This is a genomic window from Rothia amarae (assembly GCF_042677725.1).
In the GTDB taxonomy this organism is placed as follows: domain Bacteria; phylum Actinomycetota; class Actinomycetes; order Actinomycetales; family Micrococcaceae; genus Rothia; species Rothia amarae.
In genome coordinates, this window is record NZ_JBHUCN010000005.1 from 1 (window position 1) to 16,098 (window position 16,098).

15 protein-coding genes are annotated in these 16,098 nt (G+C 50.3%); 3 read left to right on the forward strand and 12 right to left on the reverse strand.

Annotated features, from left to right (window positions below):
• Positions 1 to 104: 104 nt before the first annotated feature.
• The 8 genes from ACFR81_RS01405 to ACFR81_RS01440 form a co-directional block, all read right to left on the reverse strand.
• On the reverse strand, positions 105 to 503 hold the full coding sequence (locus ACFR81_RS01405) for an FKBP-type peptidyl-prolyl cis-trans isomerase (RefSeq protein WP_068171027.1): 399 nt from the start codon (positions 501 to 503) through the stop codon (positions 105 to 107).
• A gap of 33 nt (positions 504 to 536) precedes the next feature.
• Positions 537 to 1,607, reverse strand: coding sequence for an FKBP-type peptidyl-prolyl cis-trans isomerase (locus ACFR81_RS01410; RefSeq protein ID WP_238397911.1), 1,071 nt, complete (start codon positions 1,605 to 1,607; stop codon positions 537 to 539).
• A gap of 79 nt (positions 1,608 to 1,686) precedes the next feature.
• Positions 1,687 to 3,126 (reverse strand): Pup--protein ligase, encoded by a 1,440-nt coding sequence (pafA, locus tag ACFR81_RS01415; RefSeq protein ID WP_343873654.1) that lies wholly within the window; start codon positions 3,124 to 3,126, stop codon positions 1,687 to 1,689.
• A 42-nt stretch (positions 3,127 to 3,168) separates the two neighbouring features.
• Positions 3,169 to 3,369: a ubiquitin-like protein Pup gene (locus ACFR81_RS01420; RefSeq protein WP_145174666.1), complete on the reverse strand. Its 201-nt coding sequence runs from the start codon at positions 3,367 to 3,369 to the stop codon at positions 3,169 to 3,171.
• 2 nt (positions 3,370 to 3,371) lie between these two features.
• On the reverse strand, positions 3,372 to 4,961 hold the full coding sequence (gene dop / locus ACFR81_RS01425; RefSeq protein ID WP_343873658.1) for a depupylase/deamidase Dop: 1,590 nt from the start codon (positions 4,959 to 4,961) through the stop codon (positions 3,372 to 3,374).
• Positions 4,961 to 6,658 carry a proteasome ATPase gene (gene arc, locus ACFR81_RS01430; protein ID WP_343873660.1) on the reverse strand — a complete coding sequence of 566 codons (1,698 nt, stop codon included), beginning with the start codon at positions 6,656 to 6,658 and terminating at the stop codon, positions 4,961 to 4,963. The genes dop and arc overlap by 1 nt, the downstream gene beginning before the upstream one ends.
• A gap of 39 nt (positions 6,659 to 6,697) precedes the next feature.
• Complete coding sequence (locus tag ACFR81_RS01435) at positions 6,698 to 7,717, reverse strand: tRNA (adenine-N1)-methyltransferase (protein WP_343873662.1); 1,020 nt, start codon at positions 7,715 to 7,717, stop codon at positions 6,698 to 6,700.
• Positions 7,718 to 7,827: 110 nt separating this feature from the next.
• Positions 7,828 to 8,979: a site-2 protease family protein gene (locus tag ACFR81_RS01440; RefSeq protein ID WP_343873664.1), complete on the reverse strand. Its 1,152-nt coding sequence runs from the start codon at positions 8,977 to 8,979 to the stop codon at positions 7,828 to 7,830.
• A 97-nt stretch (positions 8,980 to 9,076) separates the two neighbouring features.
• On the opposite strand from ACFR81_RS01440, the gene ACFR81_RS01445 reads away from it, so the two are divergent.
• Positions 9,077 to 9,952, forward strand: coding sequence for a PAC2 family protein (locus tag ACFR81_RS01445; protein ID WP_083147244.1), 876 nt, complete (start codon positions 9,077 to 9,079; stop codon positions 9,950 to 9,952).
• Positions 9,953 to 10,021: 69 nt separating this feature from the next.
• Here the strand turns inward: ACFR81_RS01445 and mshC are convergent, their stop codons facing one another.
• The 3 genes from mshC to ACFR81_RS01460 form a co-directional block, all read right to left on the reverse strand.
• A complete protein-coding gene (mshC, locus tag ACFR81_RS01450; protein ID WP_343873668.1) occupies positions 10,022 to 11,314 on the reverse strand; it encodes a cysteine--1-D-myo-inosityl 2-amino-2-deoxy-alpha-D-glucopyranoside ligase in 1,293 nt (430 codons plus the stop codon).
• A 78-nt stretch (positions 11,315 to 11,392) separates the two neighbouring features.
• Positions 11,393 to 12,229 (reverse strand): undecaprenyl-diphosphate phosphatase, encoded by an 837-nt coding sequence (locus ACFR81_RS01455; RefSeq protein WP_343873671.1) that lies wholly within the window; start codon positions 12,227 to 12,229, stop codon positions 11,393 to 11,395.
• A gap of 99 nt (positions 12,230 to 12,328) precedes the next feature.
• Complete coding sequence (locus tag ACFR81_RS01460; protein WP_068170997.1) at positions 12,329 to 12,610, reverse strand: hypothetical protein; 282 nt, start codon at positions 12,608 to 12,610, stop codon at positions 12,329 to 12,331.
• A 53-nt stretch (positions 12,611 to 12,663) separates the two neighbouring features.
• Here ACFR81_RS01460 and ACFR81_RS01465 point away from each other — a divergent pair, with 53 nt between their 5' ends.
• A complete protein-coding gene (locus ACFR81_RS01465; RefSeq protein WP_068170994.1) occupies positions 12,664 to 12,906 on the forward strand; it encodes a DUF5703 family protein in 243 nt (80 codons plus the stop codon).
• Positions 12,907 to 13,026: 120 nt separating this feature from the next.
• Here the strand turns inward: ACFR81_RS01465 and ACFR81_RS01470 are convergent, their stop codons facing one another.
• Positions 13,027 to 13,989 (reverse strand): L-lactate dehydrogenase, encoded by a 963-nt coding sequence (locus ACFR81_RS01470; RefSeq protein ID WP_068170992.1) that lies wholly within the window; start codon positions 13,987 to 13,989, stop codon positions 13,027 to 13,029.
• Between the two features lie 453 nt (positions 13,990 to 14,442).
• Between ACFR81_RS01470 and ACFR81_RS01475 the strand changes: the two genes are divergently transcribed.
• A complete protein-coding gene (locus ACFR81_RS01475) occupies positions 14,443 to 16,068 on the forward strand; it encodes an L-lactate permease (protein ID WP_343873678.1) in 1,626 nt (541 codons plus the stop codon).
• Positions 16,069 to 16,098 lie beyond the last annotated feature (30 nt).

The following is a 16,098-nucleotide window of genomic DNA, read 5'->3' on the forward strand; positions in this document are numbered from 1 at the left end:
ACCGGAACCAGACCCTAAAGCCTCTAACCGCCTAGAATAAAACCAGTCCAACTTTCGGGGGCCAGTTCAATCCTCGGGGGCTACTATTCATCGCGCTAGACGAATTACTTTTTTACATCTAGAAGGTCGACAACGAAGATAAGAGCTTCATTAGGCGCAATTGCTGCACCGGCGCCGCGCTCGCCATAGGCCATCTCAGAAGGGATTTCCAGACGACGGCGGCCGCCTACTTTCATTCCCAACAGACCCTGATCCCAGCCCTGGATAACCTGACCGATACCTACGCGGAATGCCAAGGGCTCTCCGCGGTTCCAGGAAGAATCAAATTCTTCACCGGTGGAAAATGCCACGCCCACGTAGTGGCAAGAAATCTGATCGCCAGCAGCTACCGCTTCGCCAGATCCTTCGATTTCATCAATAATCTTAAGGTCTTCAGGTACTCCACCCTCAGGGAAATCAATTTCAGGCTTTGTACGATCTAACTTACGCTGACCAAAGGACATAGTTTTCTTCTTTCTGTTTAGAGGTGGGAAGTATTATTTACCGGACTCGGTTGAAGTAGGCTGAGCCGAAGTGGTGGGCTCTGCCGATTCAGCAGCTGGTGAGGCGCTAGGGCTGGCAGACGCCGAACCGGAAGCACTGGCAGAGGGAGACTGCATGCTTGCGGCAGCCTGAGGATTATCGCTAGCCCCCAAAATATCAACAACGAAGACAAGTGGACCGCTGGGAGCGTTCTCGCCGGCGTCCTTACCGTAGGCCAAATCTTCAGGAATGATGAGTAGAACGCGTGAACCAACCGTCTTGCCCTCTAGACCCTGAGTCCAACCCTTGATGACGCCCTGCAGATTGAGCTCGGCGGGGGTTCCATCAAAGTTACCGTCGAACGCTTTGCCGTCTTCCCAGCGCACGCCCTGGTACTTGACGTACAAGGTATCGGAAGCTTTAACTTTCTCACCCTTACCCTTAATCATGTCCTGGGAAACAAGTTCCTTTGGAGCATCTCCGCGATCAGCCTTCAGCTTCAACTCTGCTTTGCCGTCGTCGCCTACCTTGAAAGATTCTAGAGCCGAATTGAGATCCTTTTGAGGAGTTTCATCACCGGTTGCATTTTCTAGCAGCTTGCTCTTGATGGTATAGACCTCAACGTTTGCAGGGGTGTCTTCAGCTGCCTCAGAAGCGCTGGGGCTACCGCTGGCATCCGCACTGGGAACCATGTTGGAGGTATAAGAGAAGCTGGTACCCACCTTCGATGAAGTCAAAACATCGTACAGCTCGGGAGCAGTTTTTTTCAGATCCTCACCCACAGGAATCAAGATGGGTGACTGAGCGTAGGTACTACCTACCTTTGAGCCGTCGTCACCCTTGAATACAGTTGCCTCGATGAGAAGGTTGTCGCCATCCTTAATCTCTTCGCCATCGCCCTCTTCAATCACGTGGGTTGATGTTTCATCTGTAGTGAAGGGGGTCTGGAATGAAACCGAGGGCTCAGCGGTCGCATCATTGAGAGAATATTGGACATCGTCCAATGACGAGCTGGATCCGGAGCATGCAGCTAGCGCTAGCGTAAGTACAGCTCCGGTTGCTACTACAAAAATTTTCTTCTGCAAATCGAACTTCTTTCTCATGATTACGGTTCTGAATCTAATGTGCAATGGTAACGCAAGATGCGGAGGAAAACCCTCAACTTTAGATGAAAGGCGGCATCCATTCCTGCGTTTTTTGAGCTCCCAGCAGATCAATTAACTGCTTGACCGTCGAGTCCTCGGTAGCGAACGGATCCTTACATACTGCGTTCAATTGAGGTTTGTTGTTGAGCCTTAAATGTACCCAGTCAACGGTGGTGGGTTCCCCTGCCCTATGTGCGGCCTGAATAAAACTACCTCGAATTTTCGCTCTAGTTTCAGGTGGTTGCAACGTAGCTTTTTCAACAGCACCGGGGTCAATCACACGACGGGCACGCCCTGCTTTTTGTAGCACGTTAAAGACGCCGCGGTCAGGGTCGATGCTGTGATAAGCCAAATCTAGTTGCTGGATTCGAGAATCCGCATAATCTTTAGCACCACGCGCTATATAAGAATCTAAAAGTTTTTTCTTGATAGCCCAGTCAATTTCGGTATCGATACCCGAAATGTCCTGTGTTTCAACCGCAATCAAAGCTCTGTTCCATAAATCCAAAATATAAGGAACATCTGCATGGTGTGCACCTGCATCAGCTATATACTTCTGAGCTGCTCGCAAATAGCTGCGTTGCAACTCCAGAGCATTCTTGTAGGAGCCATCTGCCAACTCAAATCGTGTAGTGCCTGTGAGATCGTGCGACACCGTGCGCAGGGCATTCGCTGTGTCCTTTATTTCGAAGTTTTCCAGTGGAAAATGATCTTCCAGCATGCGAAGGATAATGTCTGTTGCGCCAATTTTTAGGAGGGTGGTTGTCTCAGACATATTGGAATCACCGTTGATGACGTGCATCCGGCGATATTGGTTGGGGTCGGCGTGTGGCTCATCGCGGGTATTGATAAGTGGACGAGAGCGAGTAGTTGCAGTAGAGGCGCCCTCCCAGATGTAATCCGCCCTTTGGGAAAATGAAAAACTTGGCGTACCGTGTTTTTTATCCTGCCCGGTGAGAGGTCTCCATGCTTCGGGGCCGTGCGGATGCGTTTTACCTGCTCCCACCATAATCTGGCGAGTAATCAAAAAAGGGATGAGGGAACGGACGAGCTTTGAAAATTCCACTCGCCGTTCAAGCATGTAATTCTCGTGGGATCCGAATGAGTTCCCCGCTGAATCAACATTATTTTTAAACAGGTAGAAAGTTCCCTCTTTGCCCTCCGCTTCGATGCTGTCTTGGGCTTGGTTCAGTAAATCCGCAAAAAGTAGCTCCCCCGCCTTATCTTGGGCAATGAGATCACGTAATGTTGCCGATTCAGCGGTGGCGTATTCGGGGTGAGACCCGACATCCAGGTACAGGCGGGAACCGTTGGGGAGAAAAACGTTTGTTGAACGCCATGACTCCACCACGGGCTTGAATAAGATACGAGCTGCTTCTTCAGGACCAATCGGACCTAATGAAGAGGGTACGTAGGTAATACCAAATTCAGTTTCAATACCAAAAATTCTCTTTTTCACAGCTCATAATCTCTTTCGGTTGCCTGGGAACTAGGGAGCAGTTTATTGACCGCCTTTTTGCACAAAACCCTTCACGAAATCTTCTGCATTCTCTTCAAGCAAGCCATCGATTTCTGCGAGTAAATCATCTGTTTCACCCAATAGTTCTTGATTGACCTCAGAATTTTGTTGAGCAATCGAAATCTCGTCCTGGTCCGTAGCGTTTTGCTGCTGGTGCTGTTGCTGAATTTGTTCGCGCTTCATAATTATTTCTCCTTCTGTACGTTGTTAAGGGACTCAATGACCTCAACCGCCGTGGGACTGTTGAGGACTTGCCGCGTCTGCTCCGCAGTAAACGCCGACGGATTATCCATGGTGAGACGGTGAACTTCCGTCTGCAATTGGTTACGCGCTACAACGGTATCCCAATTCACGCTGATTAGCTCCTCGGGCCAGCGCTTGATGAACTCACCACGCAAATAGGCGCGAGTATTCTCCGGTGCATGACGCGCGGCGTCGGCTATTTCTTCAGGGGAGAAGAGAGTCTGCATCCTGCCTAGTTCAACTAGTTTAAAGTACAGGCCTTTTTGAGGTCTGATGTCTGAATATTGGATGTCCAAAGCCGCAAGCTTAGGGTTGTCCCATCCGATGCCCTGGGCCACGTACTGACGCATCAAAGAATATTTAGCCACCCAGTCCAGACGATTGGCGAGGGAGAAGAGGTTGGTTTCCAAGGCATCGAGGACTTCATTCCACAGCGAGATAACCTGATCGGTTTCTTCATCGACACCCGAGAAATATTCTTCTGCCGCCTCCAAGTATTCTCTCTGAATCTGAAGAGCTGTTGCCTCTCCCCCGCCGCTGAGAGCTATTTTTTCGGACAGAGTTAAATCGTGGCTCACCGTATGCATGGCATGAACAGGATCAGCCAACACAATATGAGGTGCCACCCCCTTCTCGATGAGGGCAAGAACCAAAGACGTAGTACCGAATTTGAGAAGATTCGAAACATGGGAAAGGTTGGCATCCCCGGTAATCACGTGTAGACGGCGGAATCGCTCAGAATCTGCATGGGGCTCATCTCGGGTATTGATAAGAGGACGACGGATGGTAGTCTCCAGCCCCACTTCGCGCTCAAAGAAGTCGGCGCGCTGAGAAATTTGGAACCCAGCAGTTTCGCCCTTCGTGCCGATACCTACGCGGCCTGCTCCGGTCATAATGATGCGAGTGGCAAAAAAGGGAAGAAGTCCCTGGATGACGTCGTCGAAATCAGTGTCCCTGCTCATTTGGTAGTTCTCGTGGCTACCGTACGACTGCCCCTTGGAGTCCGTGTTGTTTTTGTAAAGGTTGATAGTCTCTAGCACCGGCGAGTCTGCCGAACGTTGGACTACCTGAGCAGCAATCCAATCACCGGCGGCGTCCCATTTAACGGCGTCCATCGGTGAGGCGACCTCAGGTGAAGAATACTCGGGGTGAGCGTGGTCTACGTAGAGTCGAGCTCCGTTGGGCAGGATGGAGTTCATAGTGACCGCATCCCAATTCAACCGTTCCGCATACAACCCTGAATCCTGCAGTGCCTCAGCAGCGATTTGCTCACTGGTGAGAACATTAGCCTGGTGGGTGAGCTGAGTCACATGAGCATCTTTTTCAGGGATCTCAGTGCCTCGTGAATCGCTCAGCGGAGACTCCGAGGAATATCCCCATTCAGCGGTTGAATGTGCCTGCAATTCTGCGTGAAACAGCGAATCATAGGTGCTCACTACCTGAGCTGAAAGTACAGTAGGATTCGCCGAAAGGTTGCCGGGCGCTAGTACGCCAAACTCAGTCTCTGCTCCCATAATGCGACGAACGCTCATTATGCACGTCCCCTTTCACCGGAGAATTTGTTGGAAACCGGCAAAATATTGGCTATGGGCTGACGGATATTTTTGCTTGCCAGGACGTCCTCCACTTCAGCCATCTGAGGTACCTCAACTTGGTCTTCAAACTCGGCTCGGACTGCTTCCTGCAAGTGCTCAAAACGGATACCTGATTCCCCGCTATCCAGCTGATCTTTGATGGCAAATTTTTTGGCGGCATCCACGATATTACGAATCACCGCACCAGAGAGAAAATCTCCCCGATAAAGCCACTGGAAAGTGCCGTGGGAGAATTCCACCTGCACATAGCGGTTTTCGTCAGTGGTAGCAAAGAGTGCCTCAGTGATTTCATGATTCATTGCTGCAACAGCTGCCTGAGACGAGCCAAAGCGGTCAATCACGGACGAATGTAAAGGCAAAGACTCGTTGAGATACAAGCCAAATATCTCTTCGGTCCCCAGCCGATCTGGTCGATTGACCCGAATCTTGATGTCCAAACGTCCCGGTCTTAAGACAGCAGGATCAATCATATCTTCCCGGTTCGTTGCACCAATGACGATGACATTATCAAGTGCTTCCACACCATCGATTTCTGATAGCAACTGCGGCACGATGGTGGTCTCCACGTCGGAGCTTCGTCCGCTACCGCGCGTGCGGAAAAGAGATTCCATCTCATCGAAGAAAACCACCACGGGGTTTCCTTCTTCAGCCTTTTGACGCGCAGCGGTAAAGATATCGCGGATCTGCCGTTCCGTCTCCCCCACGTACTTGTCCAATAGCTCGGGACCCTTAATATTCAAAAAGTATCCCGTGCGCTTCTGCCCCGGATGCAAGGCCTCTATACGAGCCGCCAGTGAGTTCGCCACAGCTTTAGCAATGAGAGTCTTACCGTTGCCGGGAGGGCCGTACAACAAAATACCTTTGGGCGGGGTGAGATTGTAGACGCGAAAAATCTCAGGGTGCAAAAATGGCAGCTCAACGGCGTCTTGAATCTGGCCAATTTGAGTACTCAGTCCACCGATATTGGCATAACTGATGTCGGGAACTTTTTCCAGTACCAGCTCTTGGGCATCGTTCGTTGGTACAAGACCGGTAATCATCCCAATCCTTGAATCATAGGTAACGGTGTCACCCAGGGTAAGCGATGAAGCGTTCAGATTCTCTGAAATACGCACCACGCTTTTTGCCTGATTAGGCATATCAACCACAGCGCGGGAATCATCCAAAATTTCTCGGATAGTCACAACCTCACCCAAGGATTCAAAGCCTAAGCTCAAAACGGCTTGAGTCTGATCATTCAGCAGAACGGTCATACCCGGTTTCACCTGCCCAATTTTCAACAGCGGTGAGCAAGTAATGCGCACGCGCCGACCGGAGAGCATAACATCGAGGTATTCTTCCAACTCGGCAGGAGTCTTTCCCTCCGCCAAGTCGTCATAGGTCATACCCCCGGTATGTACGTCAAGGACTGTCGCAGTGTTGAGCGGAGGAGTAACTTCCTGGGAAAGAGCTAGTCTGAGATTCTCAATTTCAGCTTTAGTCTTTGCTAACGCAGTCACCAGTTTCTGATTGCGCTCGCTAGCTACACGCAATTGACGGTCAAGATTTCTCCGACCCTCATTTGCGACATTCAGCTGGCGCATAATACGTTCAAAATCCTGCGCAGAAACATTCTTCTCAGCTTGCTCTGACATGTTCTCCTCCTCGTTCTTCACGATCTTCGCGGGTAGTGCCTATTCGCTCTCGTGGGCTGCCTCTGTTGAAATAGCTGATTTCTCCGCAAGGTTTAGCGCATCTTTGGCTGCTCGGCGTAGTTTGCGATCAGACACATTACGCTCGCCCAGAGCCGCGGGCGACCAGGCATTCATGTCTTCTTGAGAAAATTCGGTTTTCGACGCGCGGCGCTTGGGAGCCAGGCGGACGGCACCGTCGGCCAGTCTTCGAGCAGTAATCAGGAAGCCAGTGTGGGCTACCATGCGGTGGTCTGGGCGTACGGCAAGACCTTCCACATGCCATCCCCGAACCATCGTTTCGTGGGATTCTGGCTCGGTGAAACGTCCGTCAGCGCGTAAAGCTTCAGCGGTACGGGAAAGCTGGGTCACGGTGGCTACATAACAAATGATCACGCCGCCGGGGGCAAGTGCTGTTGCCACGGCGTCGATGCACTCCCAGGGGGCGAGCATATCTAAGACGGCGCGATCCACAGAGGCAGGTTCTTCGACATCGCCCAAGGTTTCTGCAAGATCGCCCAAAGTGATTTCCCATGCGGGGTGCGGTCCGCCAAACATGGTTTCTACATTTCCTCGCGCAATTTCTGCAAACTCTTCACGTCGTTCGAAGGAACGCAGATGCCCGAAATCACCGATAGCTCGCAATAGCGAAATTGAGAGCGCGCCCGAACCGACGCCGGCCTCGATGACACGCGCGCCTGGGAAAATATCCGCCATGGTTACAATCTGACCGGCGTCTTTGGGATAAACAACGGCTGCGCCACGAGGCATCGACAGAACAAAGTCCCGGTAAAGAGGGCGCATTGTCTGAATTTTCAGACCTTCTGAATTCTCGATGACCGTGCCTTCAGGGGCACCAATCAATTCATCATGTTTGAAGTATCCCCGATGGGAATGGTACTCCCCGCCAGCAGCCAGCGTGATTGTTGAAATTTTGCCACGTTCGTCGGTGAGCTGCACTCGCTCCCCTATACGGAAAGGTCCCCGACGATTGATGCTGCCGGTGGGTGTGTAATTCTGCATCGGTGAAAAGTTCTCCTGAAAAGAGCTATAAGTAAGAGTTACTGTCTATTCTTGCAGAAAAGAAGCCTGACACACCGGCTATCTTCTGGAGTGAGCTTGACCTAACACTGTTAGTTTCCTGCGGGATATGTACGGCGCAAATATGAAGATTCTTCATAGAGAGCCTGCGCTATGGTGCGGTGAATCAGCAAACCAACAATTCTGTGACGATCTACTACGGGATAGGCCAGAGGAACTTCCCCGCGGATGTAATAGTCTTGCTGAGCTGAGAAAACAGCTCCATTGAAGTAATCCAGAGTATCTAGCCTTGTCCCGCTGAGGGGAATTCCTACCCCCAGAGGTACCGCTAGCTGTGCAATAGGTTCGTTGAGCTGCCCCGACGAAATAGCCGACCGTAGTGCCTCGGCAGGAACCCACGATGACGAATGTTCTGGAGAACCTACCAGCAGGGAGGAGTGCCCGTCCCACCCAGATGCGACATCCACAATTTGCTCATTTTCTTGAACAAACACTGCCGATTGGCAAATATTTTCTACCCGCAACCGGTCTGACGACGAACTCTGGTTTCCAACCGAGGTAAGGGCAGGAAAACCGGCTGACCAGAGGTAGCTACACACCATCACTAAGATGGCTAGATTTACCATGCTTGATGTCAATCCGAAGTAAATGAATGCTGCGATGAAGATAGGAATAATCATCAGCGTGACCCATGCCGTGTACTTCACGCCCTGAGAACGCAGTCTCGTGAAGTGGGTAATCAACGCTTCCAATGCATGTCCGCCGTCGAGCGGATAGGCAGGAACAAGATTGAAAAGAGAGATAAAGAAGTTTGCTTGTGCTGCCAGCAGGAAACCCAGTCCCCAGGCGGAAGGCCCTAACAAGCCCGCGATCAGCCACAACAAACCTGCAAAAAGCAGGTTTACCAGCGGGCCTGCCATAGAAACTAAGAATGAAGAAACTGCTGTTCCAGGTGTTAATTTGGTGACACCGCCCCACAGGGTCAGCGAAATATAGAGAACTTTTTGACCCCGAGCAAGCCCCACCACAGCGTGCGCTACCTCGTGAATCAATACTCCTAGCGCCACCAGGATAGCCAGCACGGAGGAGATGATAAAGGGGCGGAGACCGCTGGAGGAAGAAAGACTCTGCAATAAGAGCCCGTATCCAAGGCTCACCACCAGCATCAGCACAAACCACGAAGGCTTTAGATAAACAGGTACCCCACGCACCTTCATAATTTTTAGACCCAGGCTTTTTTCCATATCTCCCTTTTCTATTTCCTCCCAGATTACAGGTTTTGTTCTCCCCAACATGCTCTGAGGGGCTGTGGAATTCAAAAATCACCACTAGAATGGTCTGGTGTCTTTTGCTAATCATTTTCCAGAAAACCTTTTTTCCCAGTCCTCCTCTGATGATTCGGGGTACACCACGGTAATGCTGTGCGCATTTGAAGGTTGGAATGACGCCGGCTCGGCAGCAACAGAAACCCTGACCTACCTGGAAAGAATATATTCTGCACAGGAACTTTCTGGTTTTGAAAGCGAAGATTTCTATGACTTCACCACTAACCGTCCCCTCCTCATTTCGCAGGACGACGGAACCGGTCAAATCACCTGGCCGTCAATTTCTATGCATCGTTGGACGGACGAGAGTCGCCGCATACATTTCATCACAGTGACAGGTCCTGAACCACAGCTCAAATGGCATACATTTGTGGCTGCCTTAATGGGCGCAGCGCGCGAGTTTGGCGTCGACCACATCGTCTTACTGGGCGCTTTGCTAGCCGAAGTGCCCCACACTCAAGTATTTCCGGTCAACGTCACTAGCTATTCCCCGACACTGCGAGAGAACGATAGGGTTCATCAGCAGTCCTACACCGGCCCCACGGGCATCATTGGTGTACTGGCTCATACTGCTCGTCAATATGGAATCTCAGATCTTTCGCTCTGGGTTTCGATTCCTCACTATGCTGGGCACCCACCGCACCCCAAAGCCACATTGGAACTGCTTCGCGGCATAGAATCACTCTTTTCACTAGCAATTCCCCTGCGCACCATTGAAGAAGAAACACATGCGTGGGAACGCGGTGCAGCAGAACTCATGGAAGAAGAACCCGAACTCGCCGCTTACGTCAAGCAGCTTGAATCCGATCAAGAAAATTCATCTCTGGAAAATATGTCGGGTGAAGATATAGCGGCCGAATTCGAGCGCTTTCTTAAAAGACGAGACGGTTAATGCTTTAGCCGTAATCGCAAAAGAGGGGAACCGATTTTTCGGTCCCCCTCCTTTGATAAACAGTTCATGCTAAAGGATAACGCCCAAGCGCGCGTTCAACAGGTCAGTGATGAGTTTCGCACCGCCACCGCGACCATTCTTGAGGGTGGACAGAGCCCAATCATCAAGCGCTGAGAGAGCATCCAGGGTATTCAAATCATCGGCCAGGAACTTTCGTACGGTTTTGAGCGTAGCTTCCGCAGCTTCATCCGTTTCGGCTGACGCTAAACCGATAGCCTGCCGATATACTTCCAAACGAGTCTTGGCTTTTTCTAGAATATCGTCGGTCCAGAACCAGTCATCACGGTAGTGATTCGCCAGAATTGCAAGCCGGATAGCACTGGGGTCAACACCCTGCGCACGCAGCTTGGACACCAACACAAGGTTGCCCAAAGACTTACTCATCTTTTCGCCGTCGAGCCCTACCATGCCGGCATGTGCATAATGGCGCGCCATGGGTTTACCTGTGAGAGCATAGGCGTGTCCCGCTCCCATGTCGTGGTGAGGGAACTGAAGATCCGAACCACCCGCTTGAACTGAAAAGGGCGCCGGCAAATACTTTTGCGCAATCGTGGTGCACTCAATATGCCAGCCGGGGCGCCCCTTGCCGAGCGAACGCCCGTCCCATGAGGGCTCACCATCGCGCTCAACCCGCCATAGAAGCGGATCAAAGGGGTCGCGCTTACCTGGACGTTGGGGGTCTCCACCGCGTTCTGCAAAGATGGGGTACATGGCGTCCCGGTCTAGATTACAAATCTGACCCAAGACCCAGTGCTCGGGATCCTCTACATTGATTTCAGCCGCGCGGTTGACGTCGAAGTAGACATCACCGGCAGGTTGCTGAACACCGTCCTTTTCAAACCCTTCTACACGGTAGGCAATTCCTCGTTCAAGCAGAGTCTCGACAGCTTCTACGACCAAGGGAATAGTCTCCACCGCGCCCATGTAATGGTCGGGGGCAATAACGTTGAGAGCCTCCATATCAGCACGGAAAAGGTCAGTCTGTTCCTCGGCCAAGTCTCGCCAATCAACACCGGTAGCCTCTGCGCGCTCCAGCAAAGGGTCGTCAACGTCAGTCACATTCTGCACATAGATGACGTCGCTGCCTGCGTCTTTCCAGGCGCGGTTAAGCATATCGAATGCTACGTAAGTGGAAGCATGCCCCATATGAGTAGCGTCATAAGGGGTAATTCCGCAAACATAGAGGCTGGCGGTGTCCTCCGCTTCAAGCTCAACAATCTTCTGAGCTGCCGAATCATATAACTTAGGCTGGGGAGCTTTGCCAGGGAGCTGAGGTACTTCAGCAGACTTCCACGCGCGCATTAAAATCCTTTCGAAAAACTATTTACAGGTAAAACAATACTCGCTCCCCTCTAATGAGAAGAGCGAGTATGGGAAGTTTTAGCTATTAGGTGCAAGGATGCCGAAGCCCAACAGCACATAGAGCAAGATGCCCAATGCAATGCGGTACCAAACAAAGATTGAGTAGCTATTGTTTGATACGAACTTCAGGAACCATCCAATAATGAAGTAACCGACCACGAACGCGACCAAGGTAGCAACCAGAGTTGAACCAAGACCATAATATCCAGTGAATCCTTCAGACAGGCTATCTGCAAACTTGTAAAGACCAGAAGCGAACACAGCGGGCAATGCCAGCAAGAAAGAATAACGAGCAGCTGCTTCACGGGTATAGCCCATCAGCAAGCCCGCGGTAATGGTACCGCCGGAGCGAGATACACCGGGGATCAGCGCGAGAGCCTGTGCAAATCCGTAGATAATACCGTGTTTTACGGTCAAATCGTGAAGTTCACGCTGTTCCTTACCAATGCGGTCTGCAATAGCCAGGAAAATACCGAAAACAATCAGCATAGTTGCCACAATCCACATAGAGCGGAAAGTAGTATCGATTGCATTTTCCAATAATAGACCCAAAATACCGATGGGCAAGGAACCGATAATAATGAACCAGCCCATCCGTGCGTCGGGGTCTTTTTTATCAACCCGCCCGGTGAGCGAACCAAACCAGTTCTTAAGAATCCGAACGATATCGCGCCAGAAAAATACCAAAACTGCAGTTTCCGTACCCAGCTGAGTAATCGCAGTAAATGCTGCGCCAGGGTCGGCGGTATCGGGTAAGAACTGACTTACGATTCGAATATGTCCTGAGGACGAAATCGGTAAGAACTCGGTGAGGCCTTGCACCAGGCCCAAAATAATTGCTTGTATCCATTCCACCCACGAAACTTTACCGGTTAAAGCAACAACACAGTGATTGATTTACACCACTGTGTTGCATCTCTAGGAATTTTAGAGGATAGAATACCTCTCAGCAGCTTACTGTTCTAAGTTGTCGTCTTCCTCAAACTCGATGTCGTCCTCTTCATCGAAGTCATCCTCAAAGTCCTCGTCTTCTTCATCCAAGAAAACTTCAAGCGGGGTTACTTCTTCATAATCGTCGAAGAGGGTCTCTTCATATCTCTCGAAGGCGTTAGCGACTGCTACATAAGCATTATCAATAGCGGGATCGTGTTCACCCCGACGGTTGACGATAGCGGTAAGATGCTCTTCAAGAGCATTGGTTAATGCTGCTAGCGCAGCTCGAGATTCGTTACTCATACCTTAGACGTTATCGCGGATTTCGCATCAGCAAAAGTATTTGGGAGGAAAATTTGCGAGAACAAGAGGTGGGCTTCGCAAATGTTCGTATTGCAGGTAAAGATCAGAGGTTTGAATACCTTACTATCACTGTAGAACCGCATGAGAGCGTGAAAGAAGCACGTGCTCGTGTGATGGAACATTCAGAGTATGGGCGCTGGGAACTTGCGCGTTCAGTCATTCTTTATGGTGGACGACGTCGCTTCTGGTTGCGCCGTCGGGTCATCCGCGTGCACAAGACAGTCTCATTTATTTAGGTGATAGATATCTAATCTCATATGCAAAACGGTGGCGAAGAAATATCTTCACCACCGTTTATATTTTCTTTGCCTCTTGCTTATTGAGCTTGAGTGTAGTTACTCAATCGTGAGTATTGGTTAGAAACCAATTTGCTTCAACGAGTTATTGATAGCTGCAGCTGATTTCTGCAGTTTTTCGATTTCCTCGTCGCCCAGTGGGATCTCAAGAACCTGTTCGACTCCCCCATAAGAAACGATGGAGGGCAAGGAAAGAGCTGCATCGCCCTCAATGCCATAGCGACCATTGATTTGAGTTGAGACAGGTAGCACTGCGCGCTGACCTTTAAGAATTGCTTCTGCAATTCGAGCTGCAGAAATACCAATTGCGTAATTTGTAGATCCCTTGCCCTCAATGATGCGGTAGGCTGCCTGCATAGCTTCGAGTGCAAGTTCTTCCTTGACCTCAGGGGTGAAAATGATTTCACCGCCCTTGGTCCACTCATCGATGGGGACCATACCAATGTTGGCGGCTGTCCATACGGGGAACTCAGAATCGCCATGTTCACCGATAATGTTTGCGTGAACTGAACGCATGGAAACATCTGCGCGATCGGCGATGAGCCAGCGTAGGCGGGAAGAGTCAAGAACAGTACCTGATGCAAAGCAACGCTCAGTGGGAAGTCCTGTAATTTTTTGGGCTACTACCGCCAGAACATCACAGGGGTTAGTAACAATCATCAAAGTGGCATTGGGAGCCACTTCCATGATGGGAGGGAGCATTGATTCAAAGATTCGGACGTTCGCTGCGGCCAGCTCAAGACGGGGCTGACCAGGTTGCTGGCGAGCACCTGCGGTAACGATAATCAAATCGCAATCGCGCAAAAGCTCTACGTCCGATCCACCAATGACGGTGGCTTCATGGGCGAACATCGAACCGTGTGAAATATCCAGAGCTTCAGCGATAGCTCGCTCAGTAGCGATATCGTAGATGACGATTTCATCTGCAGTTCCACGAAGCATTGCTGCATACGCAGTTGCAGAACCAACGCCGCCTGCACCTAGAATGCCGAGCTTCCTGCCGTTTTTCGGAGCGGTTGTCATTTCAACGCCTTCCTCGAGGGGTAACTAACGGGTTAAACCCATTAAACACCTTCTAGAGAAGGGATTTGGGATTTCATGTTGTTATCTGTGCGCTTCGGTGCGGTTGAACAACTATTCACGCAGGTCATTCCGTTGGAAAATCCCGGAAAACCACATAAAGCCAAATTGACACTTTGTTTTACATCACATTATAAATGTTTCTAAATGTTAATTATTCCGCCATATAAAGCTCATCACACTTTTTAAACGGACGGCAGCTTCATGTCTTTAGCATGAAATAGGTTAGCTACATAAATCCGTTGAAATGTAGCTTTAGTGTAGATTGACTCTAATTACTTCCGTAGCTGAGTTCATTATTTTTCTAGAGAGCAAGGGGGAAATTTCTATCTGTACACTCAGGTTTGACGATATTTTTCCTCTCAGACCAAAACCTCTTGAAAAGGAATCTCACACATGTGGCAGCAGGTCTATGATCCTCTGGGCTCTCCCTATCTTTCCGCACTGGTCGCGGCTATTCCGATTATTATTTTCCTCTTGGGGCTGACCGTCCTCAAATGGTCCGGCCTCAACGCAGCAATAGTTTCTCTCATAACAACTGTTGTTCTAGCCGTCTTTGTGTTCCACATGCCTCTTGCGGCGTCTCTTTCCGCCTCGGGGTACGGCGTTCTAAACGGCCTGTGGCCCATCGGCTGGATTGTTTTGATGGCTGTGTGGCTTTACAGAATCACTGTTCGAGCCGGGAATTTTACCGTAATTAAGGGATCGATCTCCGCTATCTCCGCAGATCAACGACTTCAGGTTTTGCTCATTGCTTTTTGCTTCGGCGGCTTCCTTGAAGGCGCTGCTGGATTCGGTATTCCGATTGCTATCTGTGCCGCACTACTCGTCACCTTGGGTTTCAACCCGATTAAAGCGTCCCTCTACTCTTTGATTGCCAACGTAGCGTCCGGTGCTTACGGTGCAATCGGTATCCCTGTAATAGTTGGCGCTAAACAAGGTGGCGTAGACCCTTCAGCTCTTAACGCGGAAATGGTGCCGGTCTTGCAAATTATCAGCGTCTTTATTCCGCTGCTCATTGTTCTTGTACAAGACGGCTTACGAGGAGTTCGCCAGGTTGGCTGGGTAGCGCTCGTCATAGGTATCGTCGTTTCTGGTCTGCAAGCTCTTATTCTCACTACAGTCGGTCCTGAACTCGTCGATATTGTTCCTCCGCTGGTTGGGTTAGTAATTCTTGCTCTTATCTGCATGAAATGGCAACCTTCCTATATCTACCGCGAGGAAAATGCACCTGCTTTGGAACACGAATCAAACACTTCGTTCAAGGCTAGTGAAATCCTCAAGGCATGGAGCCCCTTCTTAATTCTCTCTGGATTCATTCTTTTGTGGTCCGTTCCTGCAGTGAAAGCTCTATGGGGCGAAAAAGGTCTATTGGCATGGAGCAATATCAAGATTCAGATGCCAGCATTGCACCAGAAAATTGAGCAGGTTGCCCCCATTGTTCAGACTCCTAAACCAATGACAGCCGTTTACACCTGGTCCATTATCGGCGCTTCAGGTACAGCTATTTTGCTTGCTGTTTTACTCACTATCGTTGTTTCTAACATTTCATGGAAAGAAGCTGGTGAAGAATTCAAGGGCGCTATCTTGCAGCTGTGGAAGCCAGTAGTCATGATTTGCTTAGTGATGGCAGTTGCTAACGTTATGAACTTTGGCGGCATGAGCTCATCCATTGCGTTGGCGGTGGCAAAGACTGGAGTCATATTCCCCTTCCTCTCCCCCGTCATCGGCTGGATTGGCGTGTTTGTAACCGGTTCGGTAGTCAATAACAACACCCTCTTCGCTGCTCTACAGGCAACGACGGCACAGCAGATTGGTGCAAGCCCGAACCTCCTTGTTGCTGCCAATACCGCTGGTGGTGTCGTGGCGAAGATGGTTTCGCCCCAGTCGATTGCAATCGCTGCGGCATCGGTTAACATGTCGGGAGAGGAGGCAAAGATTACAAATGCGGCCATCAAATACAGCTTGGCACTGTTGGCCATCATGTGCATCTGGGTTTTTGCTCTCTCCTTCATCTTCTAAGAGATATTAAATTCAAAATAAAGTGTGAGC